A 22490-nucleotide genomic window follows, 5' to 3' on the forward strand; every position below is an offset into this window, starting at 1 on the left:
AAACCCGGATGGTGCGTGGGTTGAAGAAATAACTACATAAACTAACTTCGTAGTGAGGATTTTAGTTTTTCTTCATGGCGCAGGAATATCAGGAATATAAGGAGGGCGATAGACTCGAATTGCTTGAATGGGAACTGTGCCTTCTGTTTCAGGAATGATTTCAAGGATGTGTTTGGAGTTGCTTAAATTCTGAGCTAATGTTGTAGGATATTCGCGGTTGGAATCTGCAATTTGTGGCGGAATGTATGAATCTACAAACATCGGCTTAACTTGCCACGTAATCTCAAAGCCTTTTGGTGTAGCCTTTTTCGAGTAGTCGTAGGCATTTTGCAGCCACCAGTTTTTCGGTTCAATGGCGATGCGGCCAGATTTTGAAACGAACATTTTGTCGTTTGTACCGCTGCCGTCGTAACCTGTTTTGGAACCTATGACGTCAAATTTAAACTTGCTGGAGTCGCTGTTAATTTCGGTAATTACTGCTTTCCAATCTTCGACGATTAGCGGTTTTTGACTGGATATTTGGAGAATTGCGGGCCAAGCGACGCCCAGACTAGCGCTGGGTCTGGTGATGGTGTAAAGTTCGGGAAATTCTGAGGGTTTTTTGCCGTCGATCGCAATTTTAGCAGAAATCGCGCCGCCGTTGAAGGTTTTATCGGCGATCGCATCTATCCGATTTCCTTCAAACTCTAAAACCAACTTGCCATCTTGCCATTTAACATCAGTACCAACTGTATAGGTTTTGACTAACTCCGGCGGCGTTTGAGGAGAACTTGGGTTATATCGCAGGTGCGGTTTGATCAAAGCAGCTAGCAGAAAATTTCCCCACTCGTTGAGGTGAATGCTGTCGCTCAATAGCTGTTTTGGTTGCAAGCGATTGTCTTGCAAATACCTGCGCCAAGGTTCGCGAATTTCCGCAATTTCGCAGCCGTATTTATCTGCCAATTCTGGCAGCCATTTTGTAGAATGAGTATTGTGCCATTCATATCCTTTGACTTCATCTGGATTATCGCTACTGTTACCTGCGGGCAACCAGTTTATATGGTCTGAATGCAAGAGTATTTCGCTAGCGGTGCGGCTGCGGACATTGGCAATTATCGCTTCGTAATCCTCATCACCTCCGTAGACGTGAAAAATTAGCAAATCTGGATAAAAAGGATACAAATCGTGCTCGCTGGGACGGAGCAAAATCGGCGCGGCAAATCCTCCGATTGCCCGATTTTCAATAATCAAATCAGCGTAGGGAAATCGCTGTTTCAAATCCTTTGCGACATCTTTCCACCAATCTTGCTGAGTGATGGATTGACCGTAAAATAGGATGCGTACTTGGCGGCGTTCTGTGGGAGTGCTGGCAGCAAGTAACCCCATCGTTCTTTGAATTCTGGCCCCAAAATTAGCATTATTTGCAAGGGGAGCGGGCGGCGGAAATGGCGTTTCTGCCGATGTTTTGGGAAGGAGCGGAACTAACAGGAAGCTCAGACACAAACACAGCGGCCATAAGTAGCGATAAATTTTGGATTTTCTACTATTTCCCTGCCGTTTTGCCATTGTTTTATTTTTCCGTTCTCTAAAACTTATTCATAACTACCAACCGTAGCTGTAGGGTACGCTGCGGCGCACCTTCCGAAAGCTGTGCGGCCCATGAAAATGCGTTGTTACAATTAGCTGTACGGTAGATGACAATGCGCGCTTAAGGAGTTGCTTTTTTTCTTCGGTCTGCTATATTAGCAAGTTGAAAGCGACAAAACATGATATAATTCCAGCTAATTAATTGCAGGAGATCGATCGCACATCCAATGGATTACAAAACAGCCCGCAGTTTTCTGATCGACCAAGGAAGCGCCCTCGAAACTAAAAAAAATCCCGATGCCTTCCTGATGCGCCTCAAACAAGGTCAGCCACCGGTACCCGGACAGGTGACATCGATTTTATTAGCTTTAAAAATATTGTTTGAGGGCCTGCAAGAATCTCCCATGCTCGATCGGCAATTAATCTCGGCACTGCATTTACTCTCAGTAGAAAGTTTGCAGCAATTTGAAGCCGGACTCGACAAAGGAGTTTCTTGGCCCCCGCTGCTGAAAGAAGATTTAAGTCGAATTGCGATCGCAGTCAAGAATATTTTTGCCGGAGTGTGGCAATAGTTTAACTCAGTCAACTCCGGATTTTTAACAATCAAAGTTATCAAACTCTACTCGCGCAAGCTTTCCAAGGATGCCAAAAGAGCCGGCAGTCCCGCCAGCGAAGCAGATACCAAAGCCTCATCTTTGTAAACTCGCGATCGCGCATAGCTGATACTTTTACAGCCAGAGGCGACACCGCCTCCCTGTTCCAAATTTTCTGTTTCCAGCCGCCCTAAATTTTTAGTTTTTCGCGTCAGGCCCAACATAGCAGCATCCTCAATTAATCTCTAGATATGCGCCCGTGAGATTTCTCATGGCTTGCTCAATATTTCTATTGTTACTCAGATTCTTAATCGAGATGAAACCGTGAAATAATTATTCACGATAGACAGGGATCGAGTTAAACTGCATAACAACTCTTATTAATTTGTTACAGGCTGACGTTATTTCAGCCGATCGCCCGCAGCGCCACAGCAGGAACCAAAATCGCTGATTTCGCAAAAAAAACTCAGATAAATGATGCTAACTCTCAGTGCAGCCACCGTTATAGCTCAAATCAGGCCCGACATCCAAAATTTGCCCGATGGAGACTATCGCTTCCGAGACTCATTTGCGCTCGATCGACCTTTTCGAGAAATCCAATTTCGCAAACGAGATAAATACATCACCGGTAGCGACTCCGACAAACGCACCGGAAAAAGCTACTGTTTTCGGGGAATCCCGCAGCACAACAGCATTACGAACATCACGGTAGCGATCGATATTTCGCCGAAAACAGCGCAAAAAACCGAGTGGAAACTAGCACCGGGAAACCCGATTAATTTCGATCGGCTTTATCCGCTGCAAGCTGGGCCGGGATTAGAATTATACAAATGTCTGACCGCATTTTTACCGGAGTTAAAAAAACCATGAACCAGTCAATGTAACCTAAGAACCAGCATTGGCCAATTCTTCCCGCAGCATTTTTTTATAAACTTTCGGCAAACTCGAACTCATAGAATTGTTCTCAATTCCATATCCCAAACTCGTCCAAGTTCCCGAAAGCATCCGAAAAACATCAGTTAATCTGTCCTGCCGCAACATCTGTGAAATATCAGCTTTCCAAAACTTGCGATCGCTCAACCAAGCATAAACCACAGCATCCTGATATTCCGGTTCAAAACTGTAATCTTCCCAGAATAAAAAATTAGCGCGACGGGCGTGATAGCGCTTCGCCTTCTCCTTCCAAGTCGTAGTCAAAAATTGATATCTGCCCGCCGCCGTAGTACACTTACCTCGATTCGGGCCGTTAACAATTCTCACGCACCAGTCAGGATGGCGGCTCAAATCCAATACATATTTACCGCCGTAAACAACGTGATAAGGCCGAGAAACATTTGACTCGCTAGCAGAAATAGTACGCATCAAAGCTCGAATGTAAGGATCGCCGGTTTTCATAGCCAGCGGCGGCATTTGTCTCACCTCGCTTGCTGACTGCGAAAACGGCAAATTTCGCGGCAAATTGGCAACCAAAAAAACACTGCCGCCAATCACAGCGCCGATTAAAAGTAGAAATCCCAGGATTTGAATTTCCGATCGCCTCAACAAACCAGTGTGGCGACGGCCCCATTTCTGGGCTTCCAGCAAAGTCATTTCCATGTCCGCAATTTCGGCTAATTTTCTCGCCAGCCGCCTCCGGCGCACCCGAAAATCGTATTGATATAGCGGCGCAGCTAACAGCGTTAAAATCGATAAAACCCCCGCCAATTTGACCAGCCAGAAATCGAATTCACCCGCAATCGCCACATTTGTGAGATTAGAGATTCCTGCGAACAATTTAGCCGGATCGATCGCGCGCGCGGGCCAATAAAAAATCGCCAGTTGCACCAACAGCGCCAGATTAAACGCAAAAAAAAGCACTACAACAGCATTCAAGCCTTCTCGCAAGTGCGATCGCATACCAGTAAGCCCGCGCTTGAACTTGCGCCCTTTCCCCTTGGGGCCAGGTAGCATAATTAGTAACGGATTTAAGATTTTGACGGCGAAAAAGTGAGCGACAAAGAATAAAGGTAACTGAATCAGCCAAGCCGCCAACAACAAAGTCAGAAAGCCAATTTCATCGCTAGCGAAAGGAATGCCCCTGCGAAGGATAAAACTAAAACTCTGGGCGAGAGCAAATGCCCTTAACCACGAAATCGGATAGGGGAACCAAGCTGGCCACTTGAGAGTTTTCATCATGCTGAGAGAGGGAAATTTCAACGGCGGATGGTAAAACTATTAAGATTTTGTCAGATTTGGCGATCGAAAAATTGCTGCAGGGTGCGAAGCCTCAATTTTAAATTGGAGATTTTAGTTGCTGTAGTTGGTGTAGGGTGCGTCAGCCCAAATTTTTGACTCAAATCAGATTGTTTTTGCCTGACGCACCGAACCCAAACAAGCTTAATTCAATCAAACCACACCGGCAAACAACTCCTCAAAACTCTTTTGTGGGGCATCCGGCTTCGCCACAATTTCCACAATCTTGTTGCGAGAAGTCGGCTCAAACAGCGCCTCCACGCAGACTTGAGCTACCTTAGTGCGAGGAATGCTGTTCTCAAACAGTGTATCCGCACTGCTCATGACGATCGCATCTGAATTATCCTCATTTTTGAGACCGCCCGGTCGGACGATCGTATAAGTCAAGCCGCTTTTTTGCAAATACTCCTCCGCCTGTTTTTTCCACACCAGAATCAGCCAAAACAGATTTAGCGGGTGAAAAAACTGAGAAACGCACAGAGAAGTCACCAGCACAAAATGCTCAATTCCCTGAGCCTTAGCGGCCTCCACCAAATTTTTAGTACCCTCAAAATCCACCTTGTAAGGCCCTGTCGGGTCAAAACCAGGGGCCGCCCCCGTCGCGCACAGCAACACCGTACTATCGCCGATCGCGTCGCGCAGAGAAGTCGCATTTAATACATCCCCTGTCACTAACTCAGCCTCCGGTGGTAAAATCTGTCTAGCCGTCTCCAAATTTCGGACTAAAGCGCGCACGGGAATGCCTCGCTTGACCAATTCTGTGACAATTCGGCGGCCAGTCTGGCCTGTGGCTCCTGCTACAAATGCTTTCATAAGTCAGGTTATGCTGTTCTTGGGTAAATTTTGTTGCAATCTATTTCCCAATTGTAGGGAGGAAACTTCCTTACCGCATCCCCAAGCCGATCGATTGGCGTGTATTACAGGAGAGCATATTATGAAGCAGGATTCCGCTGAATATCAAACTACTGTTGAAGCTTCTGACGAAAATTGCTACCCAGATGCGAGTTTCCGACAGCCCGAAAGTGGAAGTGCGGATGCAGCAGAGGAAGTTGAGCCGATTTGGTTTCACGCCCATTTTGAAGACAGCATGGAGATGTACGCCGATGCTGCTACGGTGGCTGAGCATTTGAACAATCACAAGAGTTGGTTTTGTCAGTGCGCTTGGCCGATGAAAGCTGAGCCGATCGGCGAAAACGGCTACGATCTATTAATCGGGCGTTTTGGGGCTTTCGGCTACCGAGTTGAAGCGAGAATCGGTTTAGAGTTGCTGCCGCCGGACGCTGAAGGCTGCTATTTGATTAAGACAATCCCGGTTCCGAACTATACCGCGCCCGGATATGAAGTGGATTTTCGATCGGCAATGAACCTAGTAGAGATACCGTCTGACGAATTTGCCGCCGATTGGCCCGCGTCGGAACGCGCGAAGCTACCGCCTGCGATTACCAGTGCCGCGTGGAAGCTAGATTTAGCTGTGGGGGTTTGCTTTCCTAAGTTTATTCGATCGATGTCTCAACCATTAATAGAAAAAACCGGCGATGCGCTTTTGGAAAAAATCATCAAACAAGTTAACCGCCGCTTAACCTATAAAACTCAGCTTGTTTTTCACGAAAGTTTGAACATTCCTTTTCCCAAAAATCCTAAAAAACACTAACAAAACTTGCGCCCCAACTCACCTCTTCCCGGTGCCAGGGGCGCATCTTACCCTGAATATTACGAGCTTTCTGGCGGCTTTATCCTGACTAGATATCTTGCACTCAATCGCTTTCAAATTCTTCAATCATCTGCGTTTATCTGTGTTTATCTGCCTGACATCTGCGGTTTCTCAATCCAGCCAACACTTAGGCAAAATATCTAATCTTCTTTTCTCACTACCTTGAGAACGAAAATGTTTAACTCCAGCAAAACTGAGCGTCCACCATACCATATGTGCGTATTGAGCGCAGTCGAACCAAGTCACAGCGAAAACCAGATAAGCAATAGCAACTGCTGCCATCCCACCAATCGAGCATTGGAGCGCTAAAGATAAATAATATCCCCAAAGTGCGATGCCAGCAATCAGTCCCAAAACACCAAGTGAAACCGTTGTATCCAAAATCAAATTGTGAGCTTTATAAGTAGGAATTTCTCTGGTGCTAATTTCACCTTTTATGTTAATATAGTCGTAGGTAAACTCGTTCAAGTTGACAACTATAGGAGTTATTTGAGGATTTCTGATATAGGGATAGGCAATCCCTAATCCGTCAAATCCCCATCCAAATAGCGGGCGCTTTTTGATGCCTCGCGCTGAGAGTTCCCACATCGGGGAACGGCTGGACATGACTTGTTCGATGCTCGGTTTTTGCCAGTTGAGGGGTCGGTTGACGGTCATGATGCCCACAGCGAGGGCTCCTATCAGGGCTATGCCGATGAGAATTTTGTAATAAGGGCGATCGAGCAAATAAGCACTGGCAACAATCAAAGCTACAATTGCACTGCGGGTAGAAGTTAGCAGCAGTGCCGGAACAGTTAAAATCAAAGTAATTACAGTTAATTTAGTAGAGGTAAATCTCCAAAACCAACCGACAATCGCAGTAATCGCCGTCAGCACTAAAACTATGGATGCGTGTCCGCGATGGGAGTACAATCCTATAGGTTGCTGTTCTTGAAAAATGCTGCTGGCTAGAACATCTTCTCTGATTAGTCTGCCCATTGTAGCGGTGTAGTCAATCCGCCAGTCAATAATTTGAGGAAAGATACTCAGAGAAAGGATGATGCCACCAATTAGCAATCCTTGGAATTGGGAATTGATCAGTTGCGGGCGTGCGATTAGAAGCAAACTGTTGCTGAGAGTGAAGGCGGCGATTAACAGCCAGTAAAGCCAACCGTCTCCCATTTGGTCTTGACCGAAAAAAGATGTTAAAGGAAAGGGACTGTGCAGGGTAGAGATGGCTCCTATTGAGAGAAATATCGTCCAAAGTATGAAGCTATTTTTCCAGTTTTGGGGAATCGCGATGGATTTTTTTTGCGATAATAAAAGGCCGATGTTGAGGGAAATTATTAGCCAAACAATCAATACTTTGGGCGATGTCCAGATGAGGCCGCGGGTAGTTCCCCAGGGGTTGATGAGGATGATGCTGAGGGCATACAGGATGGTGTAAAGGGTTTTCATTACTCTTTGTTTTTCCTGTTTTTGAGCTTGAGAAGTAGACCTAATCCACCGAGTGCCAAGAGAGTACCTAAGCCGCTGGTGGGTTCAGGAACGGCTTCGGCGGGGAGGGCGTCGTCGTCAGGGTTTTTAGAAGCTAGGGAGTTGCTATCCTTTGAGGCTAGTCCTGGGTCTTCAAGTAAGTCGCCGCTGATGCCTGCTAAATCAAGTTCATTTTCGTTACTGTCAGTTGATGATAATTCTGGGTCTTCCAGTAAGTCGCCACTGATGCTGGCTAAATCAATTTGGTTTTCGTTACTGTCGGTTGATAATGATTCTGAATCAAGAAGTAGATTGCTGCTAATGTCAGTTAAATCTACCTTCTTTTCGCTGCTAGGAGTTGATGATAGTTCAGAATTTTCTAGCAGTTCGCCACTAACACTAGCTACGTTTACATCTTTAGAGTTGCTAGAAGTTGAGGATAGTTCAGGACTTACAAGTAACTCGTGACTGACGCTTGCTATGTCCACGTAATCAGTGGCGTAGTTATTGTTACCTTTGTTAGCACTTTCAAAAAGTGGCTTCAGGGCGAAGGTAACGGTATTAGCACTTCTGAGAGAAGAAGCGGGAACCGCCCGAATCGGACGACCGCCACCCCTGGGACTCGGTGCTGGACGCGGACTCGGTGCTGGACGCGGACTGGGGCTCGGCGCTGGACGCGGACTCGGTGCTGGACGCGGACTGGGGCTGGGGGCTGGGCGAGGACTTGGGGTAGGAGATCGTCTTGGAGTCGGGCGCGGACTTGGGGTAGGGGATGGTCTTGGGGTAGGGCGCGGAGAGGGTGTAACAGACACGCATCCGCCGCCACCGCTAGCACCGGAATAAGGTTTAGGGCTAGGATTTGGGGTAAATGTGCTTGTCCAACCCATGAAATACCATTGTAAATTTTGACAAATCCAACAGTTTTATTGTTGATTATTTTAGGCCCTATAAACTTAGCTAAGTAAAGTTCAAAATTCCAATCATTGTTATAAAAGTAACTTGGTTTTGGGTATTGTATAGAATTGTAAGGTACGTCGAACGCAGAAAACAAAAGCTCTCCTGTTTGAGCGTTGGTTTTTCCAGATGATCCTCCACCGGGATAGAAAGGGTTGAGAGGATTGGGAGTATCAATTAAATCAAAATAAGTTTTTGTCTGACCATAAACCGTTATAGGCTGACCGCCCGTATTAACAGTTGCTCTTTGAATCCAAAAAGTATTATTATCAATGTTTGGATTTGGTTCATCCTGACGGCTACGCTCGTAATCTACGGAGAAAGAAGCTCCTACTCCACCTTTATTGCCACCCGGTATAGGAAATGTCACTCCTGGATACTTACCAGCTAAATCACCTCCACAAGGAGTCAGAGGTTGACAGGGATAGTAACTTGTAACATTAAAATTCCCGTTTAAATTTGCACCTTTTTTGAATTGCCAGTTAGCTCCATAGCTTTGTCCTAGTATATTCAAAAAATCCCTGCTTCCACCCCGTTCTATTTCTTTTATATTTTTCGTTTTTACAGTAACAATGCCAGTAAGATCGCTATCGGGAATACTTACCTGTATAGAATCAGAAGAACTATTTATTTGACCTTTGATGTTAAACGCAAGGCTATGCTGACACATCGGCTCTGTCAGTACCGCTGTTGCTAAAATAATCACGGACAATTTTTGCGATCGCATTGTGGTATTTCCTTATTTTCAAAAAAGATTAGGCTTGGTTCAAATATGATGCCAAAGGCAATTGGGAAACAAATCTTGCTTAGGAAGAGACTAATTTAATTTCTACCCACGGAGTAGAAAATAGACCTTTCACAATTCCTCTTAACTTTCTAAGTTGTCGATTTTGTTGATCGAAGTAAGAACTCTCTGTATTAGCATTTTCGTAGGTAAATCGAACATGATAAGTACCGGGGCTGAAAGTTCCGAATGACAATGAACGATTTTTCCACCGATTATAGTAGGCTACAAATAGAAGGCTATTCTCATTCCAGTAGAATTCTCCTTCCCAAAATACTGTGAAGCTTTTTCCAGGTGGAACCAATGGAAAATCACGCTCAGTCAGAGGTATAAGACTCAATGCAAAGTCATCCATAAAAAGGGCTTTATCATTGAATCCTATGAATTCTGGGGTAAGGTGGTACTTATTGAAACGGATGGGTAGTGAGGTTTTGTTGGTAATGCGAATACCAAATTGCCAAGGGGTCTTTATATCTGGCATATTTTCTGGAATAGTCACTACCTGATTCGGCACAACAGTTTCAAAGATGACTCCATCTACTTCAACTGAATTGTTGGTATCAGTTAACTGAACAGATGTTAATTCAGTAGTTTTGACTGCTCTCATATTTATTGAAGCAAATACTTCGCTAGAAGCATGAGTTACTGCTAGTCCTCCAGACAGAAATAAAGCCACCAGAAATATAAAAAAATACTTCATATCTCGCCCTCTCAATTACCGGACAATCAGCGAACAAACCAGAACCACACCGCCGCACCAATTACCGTCAACCAAGATAATTTACCGCCACCGCTAGAATGTCGGGGCTGCTTCACTAAAGTGTATCGATAATATCCTAAAACAGGCTGACAATCATTTCGAGCCGACGCAGAACTAGGCCAATTTAGACTCAGATGTGAGTAGTCCTACATTCTGTGTGAGAGTAAACGCACTACTAGATGGGCCGGAAAGCACGATTATCGAGCTAGTTGATAATACGAAGAAAAATTTTCTGAATTGCATTGTTTTTACGTATGGGGGAAATTACACAAAAAGAAATAGTGATTCGCCATTCAAAGCTCGATTAAGCGGAATTCAACAAAGGGAGTATCCACCCACCCAGTCCAAACTTTTTCTATTGGCAGACTTTCAATCGACTCCCCAGCAAGATTTTTCTTCGGTATGGTATCACTCGTATTGTAATACTGGAAGCGGAAGTGATATATACCTGGCTTGAGTTGGTCAAAAGAGCATGAGCCACCATATCCGCTAGAGACACCAAGCGAAAATTGGCTATGGTTAGTCCAGAAGAGGCTGATATCTGGAAAAAATGTCACACTCTTTCCAGGTGTGACTAACAGAAAGTCAGATTCTTCAGGCCCTCTCATCCAGTCGGTAGCATAGCCTCTTCGCTGTACCTGACCATCTGGCATTATAAGTTCTGGGTAAAAACTGCCATAAAAGCTGAAGTAAAATGGGGTTGGTGTGTTGTTGGTAATCCGCATACCAATCTGTACAGATTGGTAGGAATTGTCATTCTTATGTGGCAGGGTTAACAATGGCTCAGGTATGAAAGTTTCAAAACGAATACCATCTACTTCCACGGCGCTGTTATGCAACCCAACAGGTTGAAGTAGGCGAAAATTAGCTAAGGGAGTTACCAACTGACCTGTCCCAGCTACTTCTATTCTCTCTAGCGGCATTTCTTTTTTTTCTAGTATTTCTTTAATGTTAAAAAGAGTGAATGGATTTGTGTATACTATTATCCCCGTCGGAGTTTCATAAGTGAATCGAACCTGATATTCCCCAGACCCAAGAATATCAAAAGACCAAGATTTATCGATATCAATAGGGCTTTCATCGTAGGTGGGGCGATGTAATATCAGTTGAAGTAAATTATTTTGCCAAGACAGTCTTCCCTCCATAGAGGTGGATATCTGCTGTCTGACCCCAACTAACGAGCCATGATATTCTCCGTTCCCAATTTGCCTATTTATCGGTTCTCTTCGGTGCAGTGCTTGACCATCTGGTCCGAATATTTCTGGAATTAAAGCATCATAATCTATAGCCAAGGGAACAGGGGCTGGTGTATTATTAGTAAGGCTGACAGTAAAGCTGAATTCAGCAGTGACACCGGGCTTGTTTTCGGGGATGGATATTGCCACAATTTTTGGCCATTCCATTTTCAGTTGAAGGCTATTTTCTTTCAGTTGAAGGTCATTTTGTTTAACTTGATTGCTGCGCTTAGATTTTCTAGATGCCATGTTTGTTACCTTTTCAACTTTTGAATTTTCATTGCCAACAGCTTGTATACTTCCATAGGTTACTACCAAAAGCGCGGCCATTAGTAAAGCTAATAAAAACCGGAAAAAATACCTCATTGCTCGCCCTCTCAATTACCGGACAATCAGCGAACAAACCAGAACCACACCGCCGCACCAATTACCGTCAACTAAAATAATTTACCGCCACCGCTAGAAGGTCGGGGCTGCTTCACTAAAGTGTATCGATAATATCCTAAAACAGGCTGACAATCATTTCGAGCCGACGCAGAACTAGGCCAATGTGACGAAGAAGAATTTGACCAATAATTGGACGGCATATTCTGCATTCTACCGGGGGGAAACCATAGGATAATTGCAGTTTTAAACGCTCTGGCAAGTGCTGTTGAGAGGCAATTTCCTTTTTAGTCGCTGCCACAAACTCATACTTCAGATCGATGGTGGGAGTTTGGCCAATTGTGTGATGGCAACTGCTACAAAACTGATTGCTAGCTAGCAAAAGATGGTTGTCTGCAATCACGTCTGTCGCAGTAATGTTTTTACCGTAAGCTTGTCCCCAGTAGTTCATAAGTCCTCCTGATGCCCCTGATTATAAATGAAAAGATTGATAACGATGCCACAAATGTATCTAGTTAAAAGCTCAATCAAAAATAGACAACATCATTAAGCTTTGTAACTGTTCTATTTACAGGACTTAACGGCTGGACTGAATTTCGATTACAAACACGCTATCAACATTATTAGAGTACATAATGAGTATTTTTACTGAACTTTTTGATGTTCATATTAAATCCCAATTTTATGCTCAACCGGGTATTTATATGTAGGTACAGTGAAGTTAAATTTACAGAATATTTACAATATACTCCGTTGACTTCACGCAATCTTCAAGAGTAATTGTTGCCTAGGATTATAAATTATATCCGGTAGACTAGAAAATTGGTGATTTTACAGCGGCACAAAATACAACTTTGTCTCTAACCTTGCTCAAGTGAGTCTAAGTGTTTTATGTAAGTAGTTTTATTTAAATGTGTGATGCAAGCCGAAACGTCGATTCCCTACGGGATAGCTGCGCTTCACGCACTTGTTGTACAATGGAACTCAAAAAGTCGATCGCACGTTTGGACAATTTACTCAAAAGGTCGATCGCACGTTTGGACAATTTACTCAAAAGGTCGATCGCACTTGTTGTACTATGGAACTCAAGAGGTCGATCGACAACAAACAGACAACAGCCTTCTTAATAAATACCTTTAAATTTAATTTTTGGGGCAGACTCTCCAGCCCACCCCACTCATGGTTTCAAGAAACAGGATGGGGAAAATTAGAGCCGCGCCAGCTTATCTTAATATCTGACGCTTAAATTTATTTCCGCACCATCACGGACTTAATCGCAGCATTTGGCTGATACTTGTTAGTCTGATAAAATCCATTTTTGCCAGCACCGTAAACTCCAGCAAATTGCTTTCCATCTGCTTTGGGAACAAACATAATTTTTCGAGTCGGTTGTTTGGCAAAAACCACTCCTTCTCTCATTTCATTGTCCACGTTATAAGATAAAGTAGCTTTGCCGTAAATTGCTTCTGCTTGTTTCAATTTCATTCCCGGCCCGACGCCCTGAACTGTTTTATAGTTAGGATTCTCAGTCATCAGAAGGTCAATAACATCGGTATCTTTCAGCTTTGTACCAGCAGCGTAGATAATCCGATACTGCACTTTGCCCGATCGACTAATCGCCACTGCATCAAAGTCTACCATAAAAGGAGACTCTACCTTAAACTGTGCGGTGGAACCGAGAGCTTGTTTCAGTTGTCGGAAAGTCATTCCCACTTTTGCTTCGCCAATTGCCCGATCGCTAATTGCTACACTTGTAGAGGAAGGTTTTGTCGCAGCATTGGCCGTTTCCCCCAGCTTATGTGCGCCCCCACGCGCCACAGCAGCCCCGGGAATCGAGATTAAGGTGAGGTAACTGCCGATCGCCAGCAAAACAGCTATCATCGATCCAGATAAAATTTTTAGATTCAACATGAGTAATTCCTCAAGATTTCAACTTCGATTATCAACCCGCATCTTCTTAACAGTTTTCGGGATAACTTTGTTAGTTTGGATTCTCCGAGGTGTTGGCCTCTTGACATTCCTTCCCGGCGGTGTTATTTGGGTACTGATTTTTTTGTCTTTTGTTACGGGTATCCTCAGCACTTTACTGCGCCGATAACCAAACATCCGGTATTTATTGCCTTTCTCAAAAAGGTGAAAATTCAGTCGATTTTAGATTTTAGATTTTAGATTGGGGATTGACAAATTTTAGACTTTAGATTGTGGGATTGAGCGATTGAAAAAGCGATCCATACCTCATATCAAATTCTCTATTCATCGGAATAGTAAATTCACTGTTGATTGTTGACTGTTAACTGTTAACTGTTGACTGTTGACTGTTGACTGTTGACTGTTGACTGTTATTTGTTGGTTGTTGGTTGCAATGCCCAATGCCCAATGCCCAATGCCCAATGCCCAATGCCCTATGCCCTATACCCTATCAATTGTTTCATAGCTTTTCCTACTGTCACGTTTAACTGAGCTCCGAGCAACATCGCCAAAGAAGAAAGATCGAGCCACAACAGCAACATAATAAAAGTTCCGATCGTCCCGTAAGCCCAAGTGAAATTGCTCAAATGCACAACATAAAACCGAAACAAAGCCGAAAACAGCGCCCACAAAATAGCAGCAAAAACTGCTCCCGAAAAAATCGGAATATTGGCTTGGTGGCGGCTGGGCCCGTAGCGATAAACAAAGGCAAAGGCAACTGATACAATCCCTAAAGCAATCGGCCACCGCCACAGCCCCCAAACAGCTAATAGTTGCGACTCTAAAGGGCAGTTTTTGGCTAGCAGCAAGCAATTTTGGACATCTTTTAAATCGCAATTGGCGACGGACTCCAGCAGGCAACTCTGGCGGGCAATAGCTTGTACAATTAAGTCGCTGACAAATACGGCGGCCGATGCTATAATTAACAGCACAATTGTACCGATACTCAGACCTATAGAAATGAGTTTCGCTTTCACAAAAGATCTAGTTCGATCGCTAGGGATTTTATGGATGCGATCGAGAGCAGCCATCGCCGCGCTCATGACTCCAGAAAATGCCCACAGCGACACTACAAAACTCACGGAAAACAGCCCTTTATTGCGAGTTAACAGAATTTCTTTGATGACGCCGCGAATCAAATTGCGAATGTCATCGGGTATTACTTCCCCCAAAAGACCGGCGATTTGATACAGTGTTGACTGCAAAGGTTCAAAAAGGGCGATCGCCGACAACACCGCCAACAGCCCCGGAAATAGCGCCAGTATAGAATTGTAGGCCATTTCTGCTGACAGCCCAGGCAAGCGCTGCTCTCCCGCTTGCGCGCCGACTTCCCTGAGCGTGCCCCAAGTCAAACACCGACAAAACACTAAAAAATCACTAAACTTTTTTGTGATGGCTCGAAGCTTCTTTAAAAGCGCCTTAAACAAAGCTAAACTCAGGTAGCGCAACCAGTAATAAATGTTCATAGGCACAGGAAAGGGGAAAGGTGAAAATGCAAAATGGATGTACGGGCGATCTTCTTCGAGGGCTCCGCTAACGACAATTGGAAATCAAGAGCGTTAATTAATTAAGCTATTACCCATTCTTCAATCTAAAATCTAAAATTAACAATATGGCTCAGGATGTCAGACAGTGGTTAGATGAAATTAAGCGGCTGCAACAGCAGTTAACAGAGGTTTCGCGCGATCGCGATGATGCGGGTGAAAGTGCGGCTCAGTGGCGACAGCTTTACAATACAGAAGCCGAACAGCGCCGGAATGATGCTAAATTAACTCAGCAAAGCATCGCTGCTTTGGAAGCACAAATAGAAGAGTTACAAAGTTTTTCGCCGATTGCGCCCGAAGGCGAAGATGCTGGAATTGCTCGCCAGCAGGAAGTCGCACAACTGCAAACAGTGGGCGAACTTAAAGCTAAGTTAGCAGAAGTTCTCGAAGAGCGCGATCGGGCGATCGAACAAATTAAACAATTGAGTCAAGCCCTCAAACAAGAAGAAGCCCGTCACGCCGATACTAGCAGGAATTTAACCACCGCCCTCGGAGACGCAGTTGACTTGCTGGCGAAAGCACAAACTGTTCCTACTACCAAAATGGAAACACCAGCATATTCTCTTGAAATAGTACCTACTCGCACTGCAAATCCCGGCGAAACTGCGATCGAAATTCGTCAAAATCCCGCTCCAAATGGTCGAAATTCCGCTCAGCTTCCACCTTCTAAAAACCAGTTAATAGATTTACCGCCCTTCGGGAATTAGGAATGAGCCAAGCGACTTGTGGCGAACATTTGTGGGACGGTTAGATTTTGTGCGATCGACTAATATAACAAAAACGGTTCGTAGTACGGACTTTATTCCGCAAAACAAGAACTACTAATATAACAAAAACGGTTCGTAGTACGGACTTTATTCCGCACTACGAACCGACTCAAGTCCGCACTACAAACCTGTAGTGTTGACTTTAACTGGTTCCCAGGCTCCAGCGAAAGGAACCCATATCACTCTTGCTCTGCCTCGCTTTATGTAACTGTTTCCCAGATGGAGGTAGAGCCTCGCCTATCTGCGTTACCAGGCAGAGTCTGGTAACAAGTAGCAAGTAGTTTCTTCCTTCTTCCTTCTTCCTTCTTCCGACGGACATCGGACTTACATCCGTTACATCCCGTACATTGCTCGTTGCCGAACTTCCTTCTTCCGACGGACATCGGACTGATGACGTTGGACGGAAAGCTCGGGGGGACAGCACTAATAACCAATCACTAATGACTAATCACCAATCACCAATCACTAATAACTAATAACTAATAACTAATAACTAATGACTAATGACTAATGACTAATGACTAATGACTAATGACTTCTTAAAATCCCATCGCCCCAGCTACAGCATCCAAACTAGGAGCAATTCCCTGTTTGAATTTGTTATTGCTGTGATTGATTGCTGTATCCGGGTCTTTTAAGCCGTTACCGGTGAGCACGCAAACCACTGTCGCTCCTGTCGGAACTTGGTCTTTTACCTTCAGCAAACCGGCTACAGAAGCGGCGCTTGCGGGTTCGCAGAAAATCCCTTCTTGGGATGCTAGCAGGCGGTAAGCGTCGAGAATTTCCTCATCCGTAACAGCACTAAAACTGCCGCGGCTGGCTTCCGAAGCGGCGATCGCCTGTTTCCAGCTAGCAGGGTTGCCGATCCGAATTGCTGTCGCCAAGGTTTCCGGGTTCGCCACCGCTTTGCCGGTGACTAACGGCGCTGCTCCGGCTGCTTGAAATCCCATCATCTGCGGCAGGCGCGAACATTTTTTTGCTTGGTGGTATTGACAAAAACCCATCCAGTATGCTGTGATGTTTCCCGCATTTCCCACGGGAATGCACAGCCAGTCGGGCGCGTCGCCCAAGGCGTCCACTACTTCAAAGGCGCCGGTTTTCTGCCCTTCTAAGCGGTAAGGATTGACGGAGTTGACTAAAGTCACGGGATAGCTGACGGCCATTTCGCGGACGATTTCTAAGGCTCGATCGAAGTTTCCCCCAATCGCAATTACTTCGGCACCGTAAAGCAAGGCTTGTGCCAACTTGCCCAAAGCGACGTATCCTTCGGGAATCAGCACGAAAGCCCGCATTCCGCCGCGTCTGGCGTAGGCTGCCGCGGCGGCGGAAGTATTGCCGGTGCTGGCGCAAATTACTGCCTCTGCGCCGGCTTCCTTGGCTTTGGAAATTGCCATTGTCATCCCCCTGTCTTTGAAACTACCAGTGGGGTTGAGGCCGTCGTATTTGACCAGGACGCGCACGTCTCTACCGATGAGAGAGGCGATCGCCGGTGCTGGAATCAGGGGAGTGTTGCCTTCTTGGAGCGTCACTACGGGCGTGGTTTCCGTCACCGGCAGGTAGGGGCGATAAGCTTCGATCAAGCCAGGCCAACCGTAGCGTTTCGGCGAGGCTGCAGGGGCAGCGGAGTTAGCCGCGGAGTGAGTAGCAGAGTCAGTAGCAGGTAGGATCGGGGTCACGATGTCAATGGTTTTAGGCAATGGCCAAAGAATTTACACTAATTTTAGCTCGATCGGTTAATTTGATGTTTAATACGATCGGTTCAGGTTAAAGTAACTTAATGGTGTGAATGCGTAGATATGTCTACTCAATTACTAATGTCAAATAATTCATCCACTCTTTCCCGGCCTCAAATCACCGCGAGCCATCCCGAAACGGCTAGTCCTTCTGCCCGATCGACCTGCTTGACTCGCAAATTAGATTTGGTTAAGTGCCCCTACCAAGCCGATCAGCAAGTTAAGTTCCTGCACTTACAAGCGGAAATTGACTCCTTGCTGTTGCAGGTACAAACTCTCAAACAGCAGCGCTCTGTTGCTTGCTCTCAATTGGCGATCGAACACAATTCTGTTGTCAGCAACGGCAATTAGTAGTGACAACTCGTGCTAATTGTGCCGCCCCTGTGGTATAAAAAGTAAAGTTTTGTTAACCCCAGTTAACCTGAGTGTTTTTTAAACCAAAAGCGCTAGCCATTATCAACGGCGGCTAGCGATAGCTAGCATTTGCTAAAACGCCCCTGCCTGTTGTTCAACTCGTCTGTCCCTAGCTGACAGCGAGCTGATATTTTACTGTGCTTTTGTACTGCGTTAATTTTGTTAAGCCATCCACATGGCATACGGAGAATCGAAATCAATTTATGACAGCATCGATCGAAAAACCACTAAAATTGACATCCGCAAGTGACACTTCCAACCTGCGCCTCAAAGATATTCTCAAAACCCTGCCGCGCGAAGTTTTTGTCAAAAACCCCCGCAAAGCTTGGACAAAAGTCATCGTCAACGTTTTATTAGTAGCTGTCGGTTATGTTGGCATAGCAGTATCACCTTGGTATTTACTGCCCCTGATGTGGATTTTCACCGGTACCGGATTAACGGGTTTTTTTGTCATCGGCCACGACTGCGGCCACCGGTCATTTGCTAACCGCCGCTGGGTAAACGATTTAGTCGGACATCTCGCATTTTTGCCCTTAATTTTCCCGTTCCACGCATGGCGGCACGGACACAATTATCACCACAAGCATACCAACAAAATTGGCGAAGATAATGCTTGGCAGCCGATGACAGCAGCCGACTATGCTGCTGCACCCAAAGCTTTACAAATAGCTTATAGTTTAATCTTCGGCCCGATGTGGTGGGTTGGCTCGATCGCCCACTGGGCAAAAGTACACTTCATGTGGTGGCGCTTCAAAGGCCAACAGCGCGAACAAGTGCGGTTTTCAGTTTTGGTAGTTTTAATCGGTGCTGCGATCGGATTTCCGCTATTAATTGCCACCACAGGCATTTGGGGATTTGTCAAATTTTGGTTGCTGCCCTGGATGGTTTACCATTTCTGGATGAGCACTTTCACCATTGTTCACCACACAGCACCAGACATTTCCTTTAAACCAGCAGCAGAATGGAACGAAGCCCAAGCGCAACTATCGGGAACAGTCCACTGCGACTATCCCCGCTGGGTAGAGTTTTTGTGTCACGACATTAACGTCCACGTTCCGCACCACCTTTCAACAGCGATACCCTGGTACAACTTGCGCCTCGCCCACAGCAGCCTCAAGGAAAACTGGCAACCTCATCTCTACGAAACCAAGTTTTCTTGGTCTTTAATGAAGCGAATTGCCGACAACTGTCACCTGTACAATCCTGCAGGCGGCTATCTGACACTAGAGGAAGTTAACGCTCAAACCAAGTAGTCAGCAGTCATTAGTTGTTGGGAATTGGTTAGTTGTTATTGGTTAGTTGTTATTGGTTATTGGTTATTGGTTATTGGTTATTGGTTACTTGCTACGAATTCCCAATTCCCAATGACAACTAACAACTAACAACTAACAATTAACAATTAACAACTAACAACTAACAACTAACAATTAACAACTAACACTTAACACCTAACAACTAACAACTAACAACTAACACCTAACAACTAACAATTAACAACTAACAACTAACACCTAACAACTAACAACTAACAACTAACAACTAACAACTAACAAATTATAAAATCCCTTGAGTTTTAATCCTAATAACTGTCGCAACGAAAGCGAAGTAGAAAGCAAACTCATTGTCACTTATCTGTTGCCAAAACTGGGCTATACCCCCGACAGTTGGCATCAAGAAATCGCCTTTGGGAATATTCGCCTAGACTTCCTCTCATTTCGCATCCAATACATCCCCTTAATGCTCGATGCAGACTCGCAGATGAGTATAGTCATCGAAGCCAAACATCCCAAGGAAAAATTAGACCGTCACGTCAGGAGACTGAAGCGTTACTTAACAAGTTTAAGCATTCGCTACGGAGTCATAACTAACGCTAAAGAAATTAGAATTTACGAAAAAGTCAACGATGATATTCAGTTAGTTTTTCAGTGTGCCGGAGAAGAGCTAGAAACTAGACTTGATGAAATTATCGCTTTAATTGGCAGAGATAGTTTAAAATCTCTAAAAGATCCAGCAAATCTCGAACAGGAAGATAGTAATATTGATTTATTAATTCCTGATTTAATTAACGAAGTATCAATACAACCGGACAATCTCGCCACCTCAGAACCACAGTCAAGTGACATCTCAGAACCCCAAAAAATACCGGAAAATAATGCAGTTAATCTGCAAGTTCAATCAGATGTAACTGTTTCATCTAACAAGCCAAATACTATGAAAATAATTGCAGTCTACCACAACAAAGGCGGCGTTGGCAAAACTACAACAGTAGTCAATTTAGCGGCAGCGCTGAGCAAGGAAGGTAAAAAAGTTTTAGTCATCGACTTAGACAGTCAAGCAAATACAACGTTTGCAACTGGTTTGGTAAAATTTGATGATGAAGAACAAGACGATTTGAAAGATAGCAATATTCTTCACATTTTACAATCAGAAGATTTTTATTCAATAGCCGAAGTAGCACGCAAGTCTAATTTTTGCAATCCCGCCATTGATGTGGTTCCTTCCCACATCGATTTAATGTACTACGAAACGGAACTAAATCAACTAGATTACAGCCGCATGATTTTAATTCAAAAACTAGCGGAAGTTCAAGATAAGTACGATATTGTACTGATTGATACGCCGCCGTCTTTGAATTTTTATGCGAGAGTGGCGCTGATTGCTGCGGATTATTTGATTATTCCTTCTGACTTAAAACCCTTTGCCAATCAAGGACTGATTAATGTCAAGGATTTTATTAAAAAAGTTAATGGATTCAAGAAACAAATTGGCAAGAAACCTCTAGCAATTTTAGGAGTTCTGCCTTGCAAAATCTCGACAAATGCTAAATTTGTACAGTACAGTTTGCCGAAGCGGCGGGAAACAATTCCCCAACGTTACGGTATTGAAATTATGGACAGCGTGATTTACGAGAGAGATGATTTGGCTAAGTGTGCAGAACAAATTCAAATCGTGGGAGATATGGAAATTTCCGATCCGATTTCGGTACTGGACTTTAAGCCAGATTCCATCGCTGCTCAAGAATTTGAAATGCTAGCAGTAGAAGTTTTGGAAAAAACAGGTAAAAATTAATGAAAAAATTATTTCCGTCGCTGGTTGCGGTGAAAAAGATTGTATCTGCTGTGCCTTCTTCCAATTTTGCTGAGCCGGATTTGGAGAAATTAGCGAGACTGATTTTAGATTTGGGAGGATTGATTAATCCGATAATTGTTCGCCGCACGGGTATGGATTCCTACGAAATAGTAGATGGAAATTTTGAGTATTACGCGGCGGCGAGAGCAAAGGAAATTGAACCTTTGAAGGGCGAGACAATCGGTGCATTCATTCTGGAACCAGAAAATGAAGAACTTCTCCTCGCACAACTGGAAATTCTCAGAAGCGGCGCTGTCAGTGAGAGTAGGGGTGAAAGTGCAACTCCCGAAGAGTTATCGATAACTGAAAGTGTGGGTGAAAATCCGGTTTCGGAACCGCCATCGAGTTTTGAGCAGCGGTTGATTAATATTGAAGCTAGGTTAGAAAATGAAATCAATGAATTGAAGGCGGAACACGCCCGCGAAAAACAGGTGTTGGCTGAGAGAATACAAGAAGTTGAGAATCTATTTTCCCAACAATTACCTGTGTTAATTGAGGCTGGGCTGGATCGCAGAATTGAGCGGTTGAAATTAGAGAGTGAAGTTGCAAAACCTCCGGCGGTAGAGCCGGAATCTGTTACACCGAGCTTGTCAGGTGCGATGCCGCTTTTGGAGGCATTGAATAATCAAGATAAAGCTCAACTGAAAGCGAGTTTAGAAGCCACTACGTTTTTGAAGGCTCCGGTGATACAATTAATACTTAAAGAGCGAGATGTGCGGCCGTTTTTGTCCTTTGCTAATGTGGTGGAACGCATTAAGGGGTTAACGGACAAAACAATGATTAAAATTATTGATTATTGGCAAAATACTCATAAGCTGTGATCTGTTTAAATTTCATTGTTGGGGCGGGCTAGAAGCTCGCCCCACAAGAGTTGAAATCCGAGTTGAAACCTGATTTTTGACAGGTAATTGACTAGGGCAAAAATACTTATCACTTGCAATTGCATTGTTGGGGCGGGCTTCTAGCCTATCCGACAAAATTTGAAACTGCCCGATCGCCCCCACAGCCAAAAAAAGCAAAGATGAGTAAAGCAATGTATAATTGGTGTGCCACAGGCAGTTAAACTCATCACAGTCGATTTTTTGTAGGAATTGCAGTAAGTTTTGCCGCCCATGCCATCAAATCCACCAAACAGGGGAAGAAACTGTAACTAAATTCTTAGACATCTATTGACATCCTTCCCGGATTGGGCAAGAATAATGGTGTAGTCTGTATCAGTTGAGTTGATGGAGAATACATCAGAAGTGACGGTCAGTATCGG

Annotated in this window: 23 protein-coding genes; 9 read left to right on the top strand and 14 right to left on the bottom strand. The window is 44.5% G+C overall.

Annotated elements, in window-relative coordinates; translation table 11 throughout:
* Positions 1-72 precede the first annotated feature (72 nt).
* A complete protein-coding gene (locus IQ263_RS10590) occupies positions 73-1545 on the bottom strand; it encodes an SGNH/GDSL hydrolase family protein (protein WP_194067391.1) in 1473 nt (490 codons plus the stop codon).
* A gap of 248 nt (positions 1546-1793) precedes the next feature.
* Between IQ263_RS10590 and IQ263_RS10595 the strand changes: the two genes are divergently transcribed.
* On the top strand, positions 1794-2138 hold the full coding sequence (locus IQ263_RS10595) for a Dethiobiotin synthetase (RefSeq protein WP_194067392.1): 345 nt from the start codon (positions 1794-1796) through the stop codon (positions 2136-2138).
* 47 nt (positions 2139-2185) lie between these two features.
* Here the strand turns inward: IQ263_RS10595 and IQ263_RS10600 are convergent, their stop codons facing one another.
* Positions 2186-2383 (bottom strand): hypothetical protein, encoded by a 198-nt coding sequence (locus IQ263_RS10600; RefSeq protein WP_194067393.1) that lies wholly within the window; start codon positions 2381-2383, stop codon positions 2186-2188.
* Between the two features lie 250 nt (positions 2384-2633).
* On the opposite strand from IQ263_RS10600, the gene IQ263_RS10605 reads away from it, so the two are divergent.
* Positions 2634-3029, top strand: a complete 396-nt coding sequence (locus IQ263_RS10605; protein ID WP_194067394.1) for a hypothetical protein — start codon at positions 2634-2636, stop codon at positions 3027-3029.
* 15 nt (positions 3030-3044) lie between these two features.
* Here the strand turns inward: IQ263_RS10605 and IQ263_RS29795 are convergent, their stop codons facing one another.
* Both IQ263_RS29795 and IQ263_RS10615 read right to left on the bottom strand, forming a co-directional pair.
* Positions 3045-4355, bottom strand: coding sequence for a glycoside hydrolase family 24 protein (locus IQ263_RS29795; protein WP_333294310.1), 1311 nt, complete (start codon positions 4353-4355; stop codon positions 3045-3047).
* A gap of 189 nt (positions 4356-4544) precedes the next feature.
* Positions 4545-5204, bottom strand: coding sequence for an NAD(P)H-binding protein (locus tag IQ263_RS10615; RefSeq protein WP_194067395.1), 660 nt, complete (start codon positions 5202-5204; stop codon positions 4545-4547).
* A gap of 121 nt (positions 5205-5325) precedes the next feature.
* Here IQ263_RS10615 and IQ263_RS10620 point away from each other — a divergent pair, with 121 nt between their 5' ends.
* A complete protein-coding gene (locus IQ263_RS10620) occupies positions 5326-6042 on the top strand; it encodes a DUF1997 domain-containing protein (RefSeq protein WP_194067396.1) in 717 nt (238 codons plus the stop codon).
* 171 nt (positions 6043-6213) lie between these two features.
* Here IQ263_RS10620 and IQ263_RS10625 read toward each other — a convergent pair whose 3' ends face one another.
* The 6 genes from IQ263_RS10625 to IQ263_RS10650 form a co-directional block, all read right to left on the bottom strand.
* Positions 6214-7539: an O-antigen ligase family protein gene (locus IQ263_RS10625; protein ID WP_194067397.1), complete on the bottom strand. Its 1326-nt coding sequence runs from the start codon at positions 7537-7539 to the stop codon at positions 6214-6216.
* Positions 7539-8045, bottom strand: a complete 507-nt coding sequence (locus IQ263_RS10630; protein ID WP_194067398.1) for a PEP-CTERM sorting domain-containing protein — start codon at positions 8043-8045, stop codon at positions 7539-7541. Before IQ263_RS10630 ends, IQ263_RS10625 begins: the two co-directional genes overlap by 1 nt.
* Before the next feature lie 53 nt (positions 8046-8098).
* Positions 8099-9238, bottom strand: a complete 1140-nt coding sequence (locus tag IQ263_RS10635; protein WP_194067399.1) for a hypothetical protein — start codon at positions 9236-9238, stop codon at positions 8099-8101.
* Between the two features lie 79 nt (positions 9239-9317).
* On the bottom strand, positions 9318-9995 hold the full coding sequence (locus tag IQ263_RS10640; protein WP_194067400.1) for a hypothetical protein: 678 nt from the start codon (positions 9993-9995) through the stop codon (positions 9318-9320).
* A 353-nt stretch (positions 9996-10348) separates the two neighbouring features.
* Positions 10349-11656 (bottom strand): hypothetical protein, encoded by a 1308-nt coding sequence (locus IQ263_RS10645; RefSeq protein WP_194067401.1) that lies wholly within the window; start codon positions 11654-11656, stop codon positions 10349-10351.
* Positions 11657-11792: 136 nt separating this feature from the next.
* The gene (locus IQ263_RS10650) at positions 11793-12125 is read right to left on the bottom strand and encodes a hypothetical protein (protein ID WP_194067402.1); all 333 of its coding nucleotides are present in this window, start codon (positions 12123-12125) and stop codon (positions 11793-11795) included.
* Between the two features lie 467 nt (positions 12126-12592).
* Here IQ263_RS10650 and IQ263_RS10655 point away from each other — a divergent pair, with 467 nt between their 5' ends.
* Positions 12593-12814, top strand: a complete 222-nt coding sequence (locus tag IQ263_RS10655) for a hypothetical protein (RefSeq protein ID WP_194067403.1) — start codon at positions 12593-12595, stop codon at positions 12812-12814.
* A 108-nt stretch (positions 12815-12922) separates the two neighbouring features.
* Here IQ263_RS10655 and IQ263_RS10660 read toward each other — a convergent pair whose 3' ends face one another.
* Together IQ263_RS10660 and IQ263_RS10665 are read right to left on the bottom strand one after the other, a co-directional pair.
* Positions 12923-13585: a hypothetical protein gene (locus IQ263_RS10660; RefSeq protein WP_194067404.1), complete on the bottom strand. Its 663-nt coding sequence runs from the start codon at positions 13583-13585 to the stop codon at positions 12923-12925.
* Between the two features lie 491 nt (positions 13586-14076).
* A complete protein-coding gene (locus tag IQ263_RS10665) occupies positions 14077-15108 on the bottom strand; it encodes a YihY/virulence factor BrkB family protein (RefSeq protein ID WP_194067405.1) in 1032 nt (343 codons plus the stop codon).
* A 146-nt stretch (positions 15109-15254) separates the two neighbouring features.
* Here IQ263_RS10665 and IQ263_RS10670 point away from each other — a divergent pair, with 146 nt between their 5' ends.
* The gene (locus IQ263_RS10670) at positions 15255-15893 is read left to right on the top strand and encodes a DNA repair protein RecN (protein WP_194067406.1); all 639 of its coding nucleotides are present in this window, start codon (positions 15255-15257) and stop codon (positions 15891-15893) included.
* Between the two features lie 202 nt (positions 15894-16095).
* On the opposite strand, the gene IQ263_RS10675 is transcribed toward IQ263_RS10670, so the two are convergent.
* Together IQ263_RS10675 and thrC are read right to left on the bottom strand one after the other, a co-directional pair.
* Complete coding sequence (locus tag IQ263_RS10675) at positions 16096-16377, bottom strand: hypothetical protein (protein WP_194067407.1); 282 nt, start codon at positions 16375-16377, stop codon at positions 16096-16098.
* Between the two features lie 115 nt (positions 16378-16492).
* Positions 16493-17629, bottom strand: coding sequence for a threonine synthase (gene thrC / locus IQ263_RS10680; RefSeq protein ID WP_194067408.1), 1137 nt, complete (start codon positions 17627-17629; stop codon positions 16493-16495).
* Between the two features lie 138 nt (positions 17630-17767).
* On the opposite strand from thrC, the gene IQ263_RS10685 reads away from it, so the two are divergent.
* From IQ263_RS10685 to IQ263_RS10700, 4 genes are all read left to right on the top strand, one after another.
* On the top strand, positions 17768-18037 hold the full coding sequence (locus IQ263_RS10685) for a hypothetical protein (protein ID WP_333114921.1): 270 nt from the start codon (positions 17768-17770) through the stop codon (positions 18035-18037).
* Positions 18038-18303: 266 nt separating this feature from the next.
* The gene (locus tag IQ263_RS10690; protein WP_194067409.1) at positions 18304-19353 is read left to right on the top strand and encodes a fatty acid desaturase; all 1050 of its coding nucleotides are present in this window, start codon (positions 18304-18306) and stop codon (positions 19351-19353) included.
* 313 nt (positions 19354-19666) lie between these two features.
* A complete protein-coding gene (locus tag IQ263_RS10695; protein ID WP_194067410.1) occupies positions 19667-21169 on the top strand; it encodes an AAA family ATPase in 1503 nt (500 codons plus the stop codon).
* On the top strand, positions 21169-22050 hold the full coding sequence (locus IQ263_RS10700; protein WP_194067411.1) for a ParB/Srx family N-terminal domain-containing protein: 882 nt from the start codon (positions 21169-21171) through the stop codon (positions 22048-22050). Before IQ263_RS10695 ends, IQ263_RS10700 begins: the two co-directional genes overlap by 1 nt.
* The last annotated feature ends 440 nt before the right edge of the window (positions 22051-22490 follow it).

The organism is Tychonema sp. LEGE 06208, assembly GCF_015207505.1.
Lineage (GTDB): Bacteria > Cyanobacteriota > Cyanobacteriia > Cyanobacteriales > Microcoleaceae > Microcoleus.

Excerpts from the sequence above, each read along its gene's own strand:
- IQ263_RS10590 (WP_194067391.1), bottom strand. The coding sequence starts at position 1,545 with ATGGCAAAACGGCAGGGAAATAGTAGAAAATCCAAAATTTATCGCTAC.
- IQ263_RS10595 (WP_194067392.1), top strand. The coding sequence starts at position 1,794 with ATGGATTACAAAACAGCCCGCAGTTTTCTGATCGACCAAGGAAGCGCC.
- IQ263_RS10600 (WP_194067393.1), bottom strand. The coding sequence starts at position 2,383 with ATGTTGGGCCTGACGCGAAAAACTAAAAATTTAGGGCGGCTGGAAACA.
- IQ263_RS10605 (WP_194067394.1), top strand. The coding sequence starts at position 2,634 with ATGATGCTAACTCTCAGTGCAGCCACCGTTATAGCTCAAATCAGGCCC.
- IQ263_RS10615 (WP_194067395.1), bottom strand. The coding sequence starts at position 5,204 with ATGAAAGCATTTGTAGCAGGAGCCACAGGCCAGACTGGCCGCCGAATT.
- IQ263_RS10620 (WP_194067396.1), top strand. The coding sequence starts at position 5,326 with ATGAAGCAGGATTCCGCTGAATATCAAACTACTGTTGAAGCTTCTGAC.
- IQ263_RS10625 (WP_194067397.1), bottom strand. The coding sequence starts at position 7,539 with ATGAAAACCCTTTACACCATCCTGTATGCCCTCAGCATCATCCTCATC.
- IQ263_RS10635 (WP_194067399.1), bottom strand. The coding sequence starts at position 9,238 with ATGCGATCGCAAAAATTGTCCGTGATTATTTTAGCAACAGCGGTACTG.
- IQ263_RS10640 (WP_194067400.1), bottom strand. The coding sequence starts at position 9,995 with ATGAAGTATTTTTTTATATTTCTGGTGGCTTTATTTCTGTCTGGAGGA.
- IQ263_RS10645 (WP_194067401.1), bottom strand. The coding sequence starts at position 11,656 with ATGAGGTATTTTTTCCGGTTTTTATTAGCTTTACTAATGGCCGCGCTT.
- IQ263_RS10650 (WP_194067402.1), bottom strand. The coding sequence starts at position 12,125 with ATGAACTACTGGGGACAAGCTTACGGTAAAAACATTACTGCGACAGAC.
- IQ263_RS10655 (WP_194067403.1), top strand. The coding sequence starts at position 12,593 with ATGCAAGCCGAAACGTCGATTCCCTACGGGATAGCTGCGCTTCACGCA.
- IQ263_RS10660 (WP_194067404.1), bottom strand. The coding sequence starts at position 13,585 with ATGTTGAATCTAAAAATTTTATCTGGATCGATGATAGCTGTTTTGCTG.
- IQ263_RS10665 (WP_194067405.1), bottom strand. The coding sequence starts at position 15,108 with ATGAACATTTATTACTGGTTGCGCTACCTGAGTTTAGCTTTGTTTAAG.
- IQ263_RS10670 (WP_194067406.1), top strand. The coding sequence starts at position 15,255 with ATGGCTCAGGATGTCAGACAGTGGTTAGATGAAATTAAGCGGCTGCAA.
- IQ263_RS10685 (WP_333114921.1), top strand. The coding sequence starts at position 17,768 with ATGTCAAATAATTCATCCACTCTTTCCCGGCCTCAAATCACCGCGAGC.
- IQ263_RS10690 (WP_194067409.1), top strand. The coding sequence starts at position 18,304 with ATGACAGCATCGATCGAAAAACCACTAAAATTGACATCCGCAAGTGAC.
- IQ263_RS10700 (WP_194067411.1), top strand. The coding sequence starts at position 21,169 with ATGAAAAAATTATTTCCGTCGCTGGTTGCGGTGAAAAAGATTGTATCT.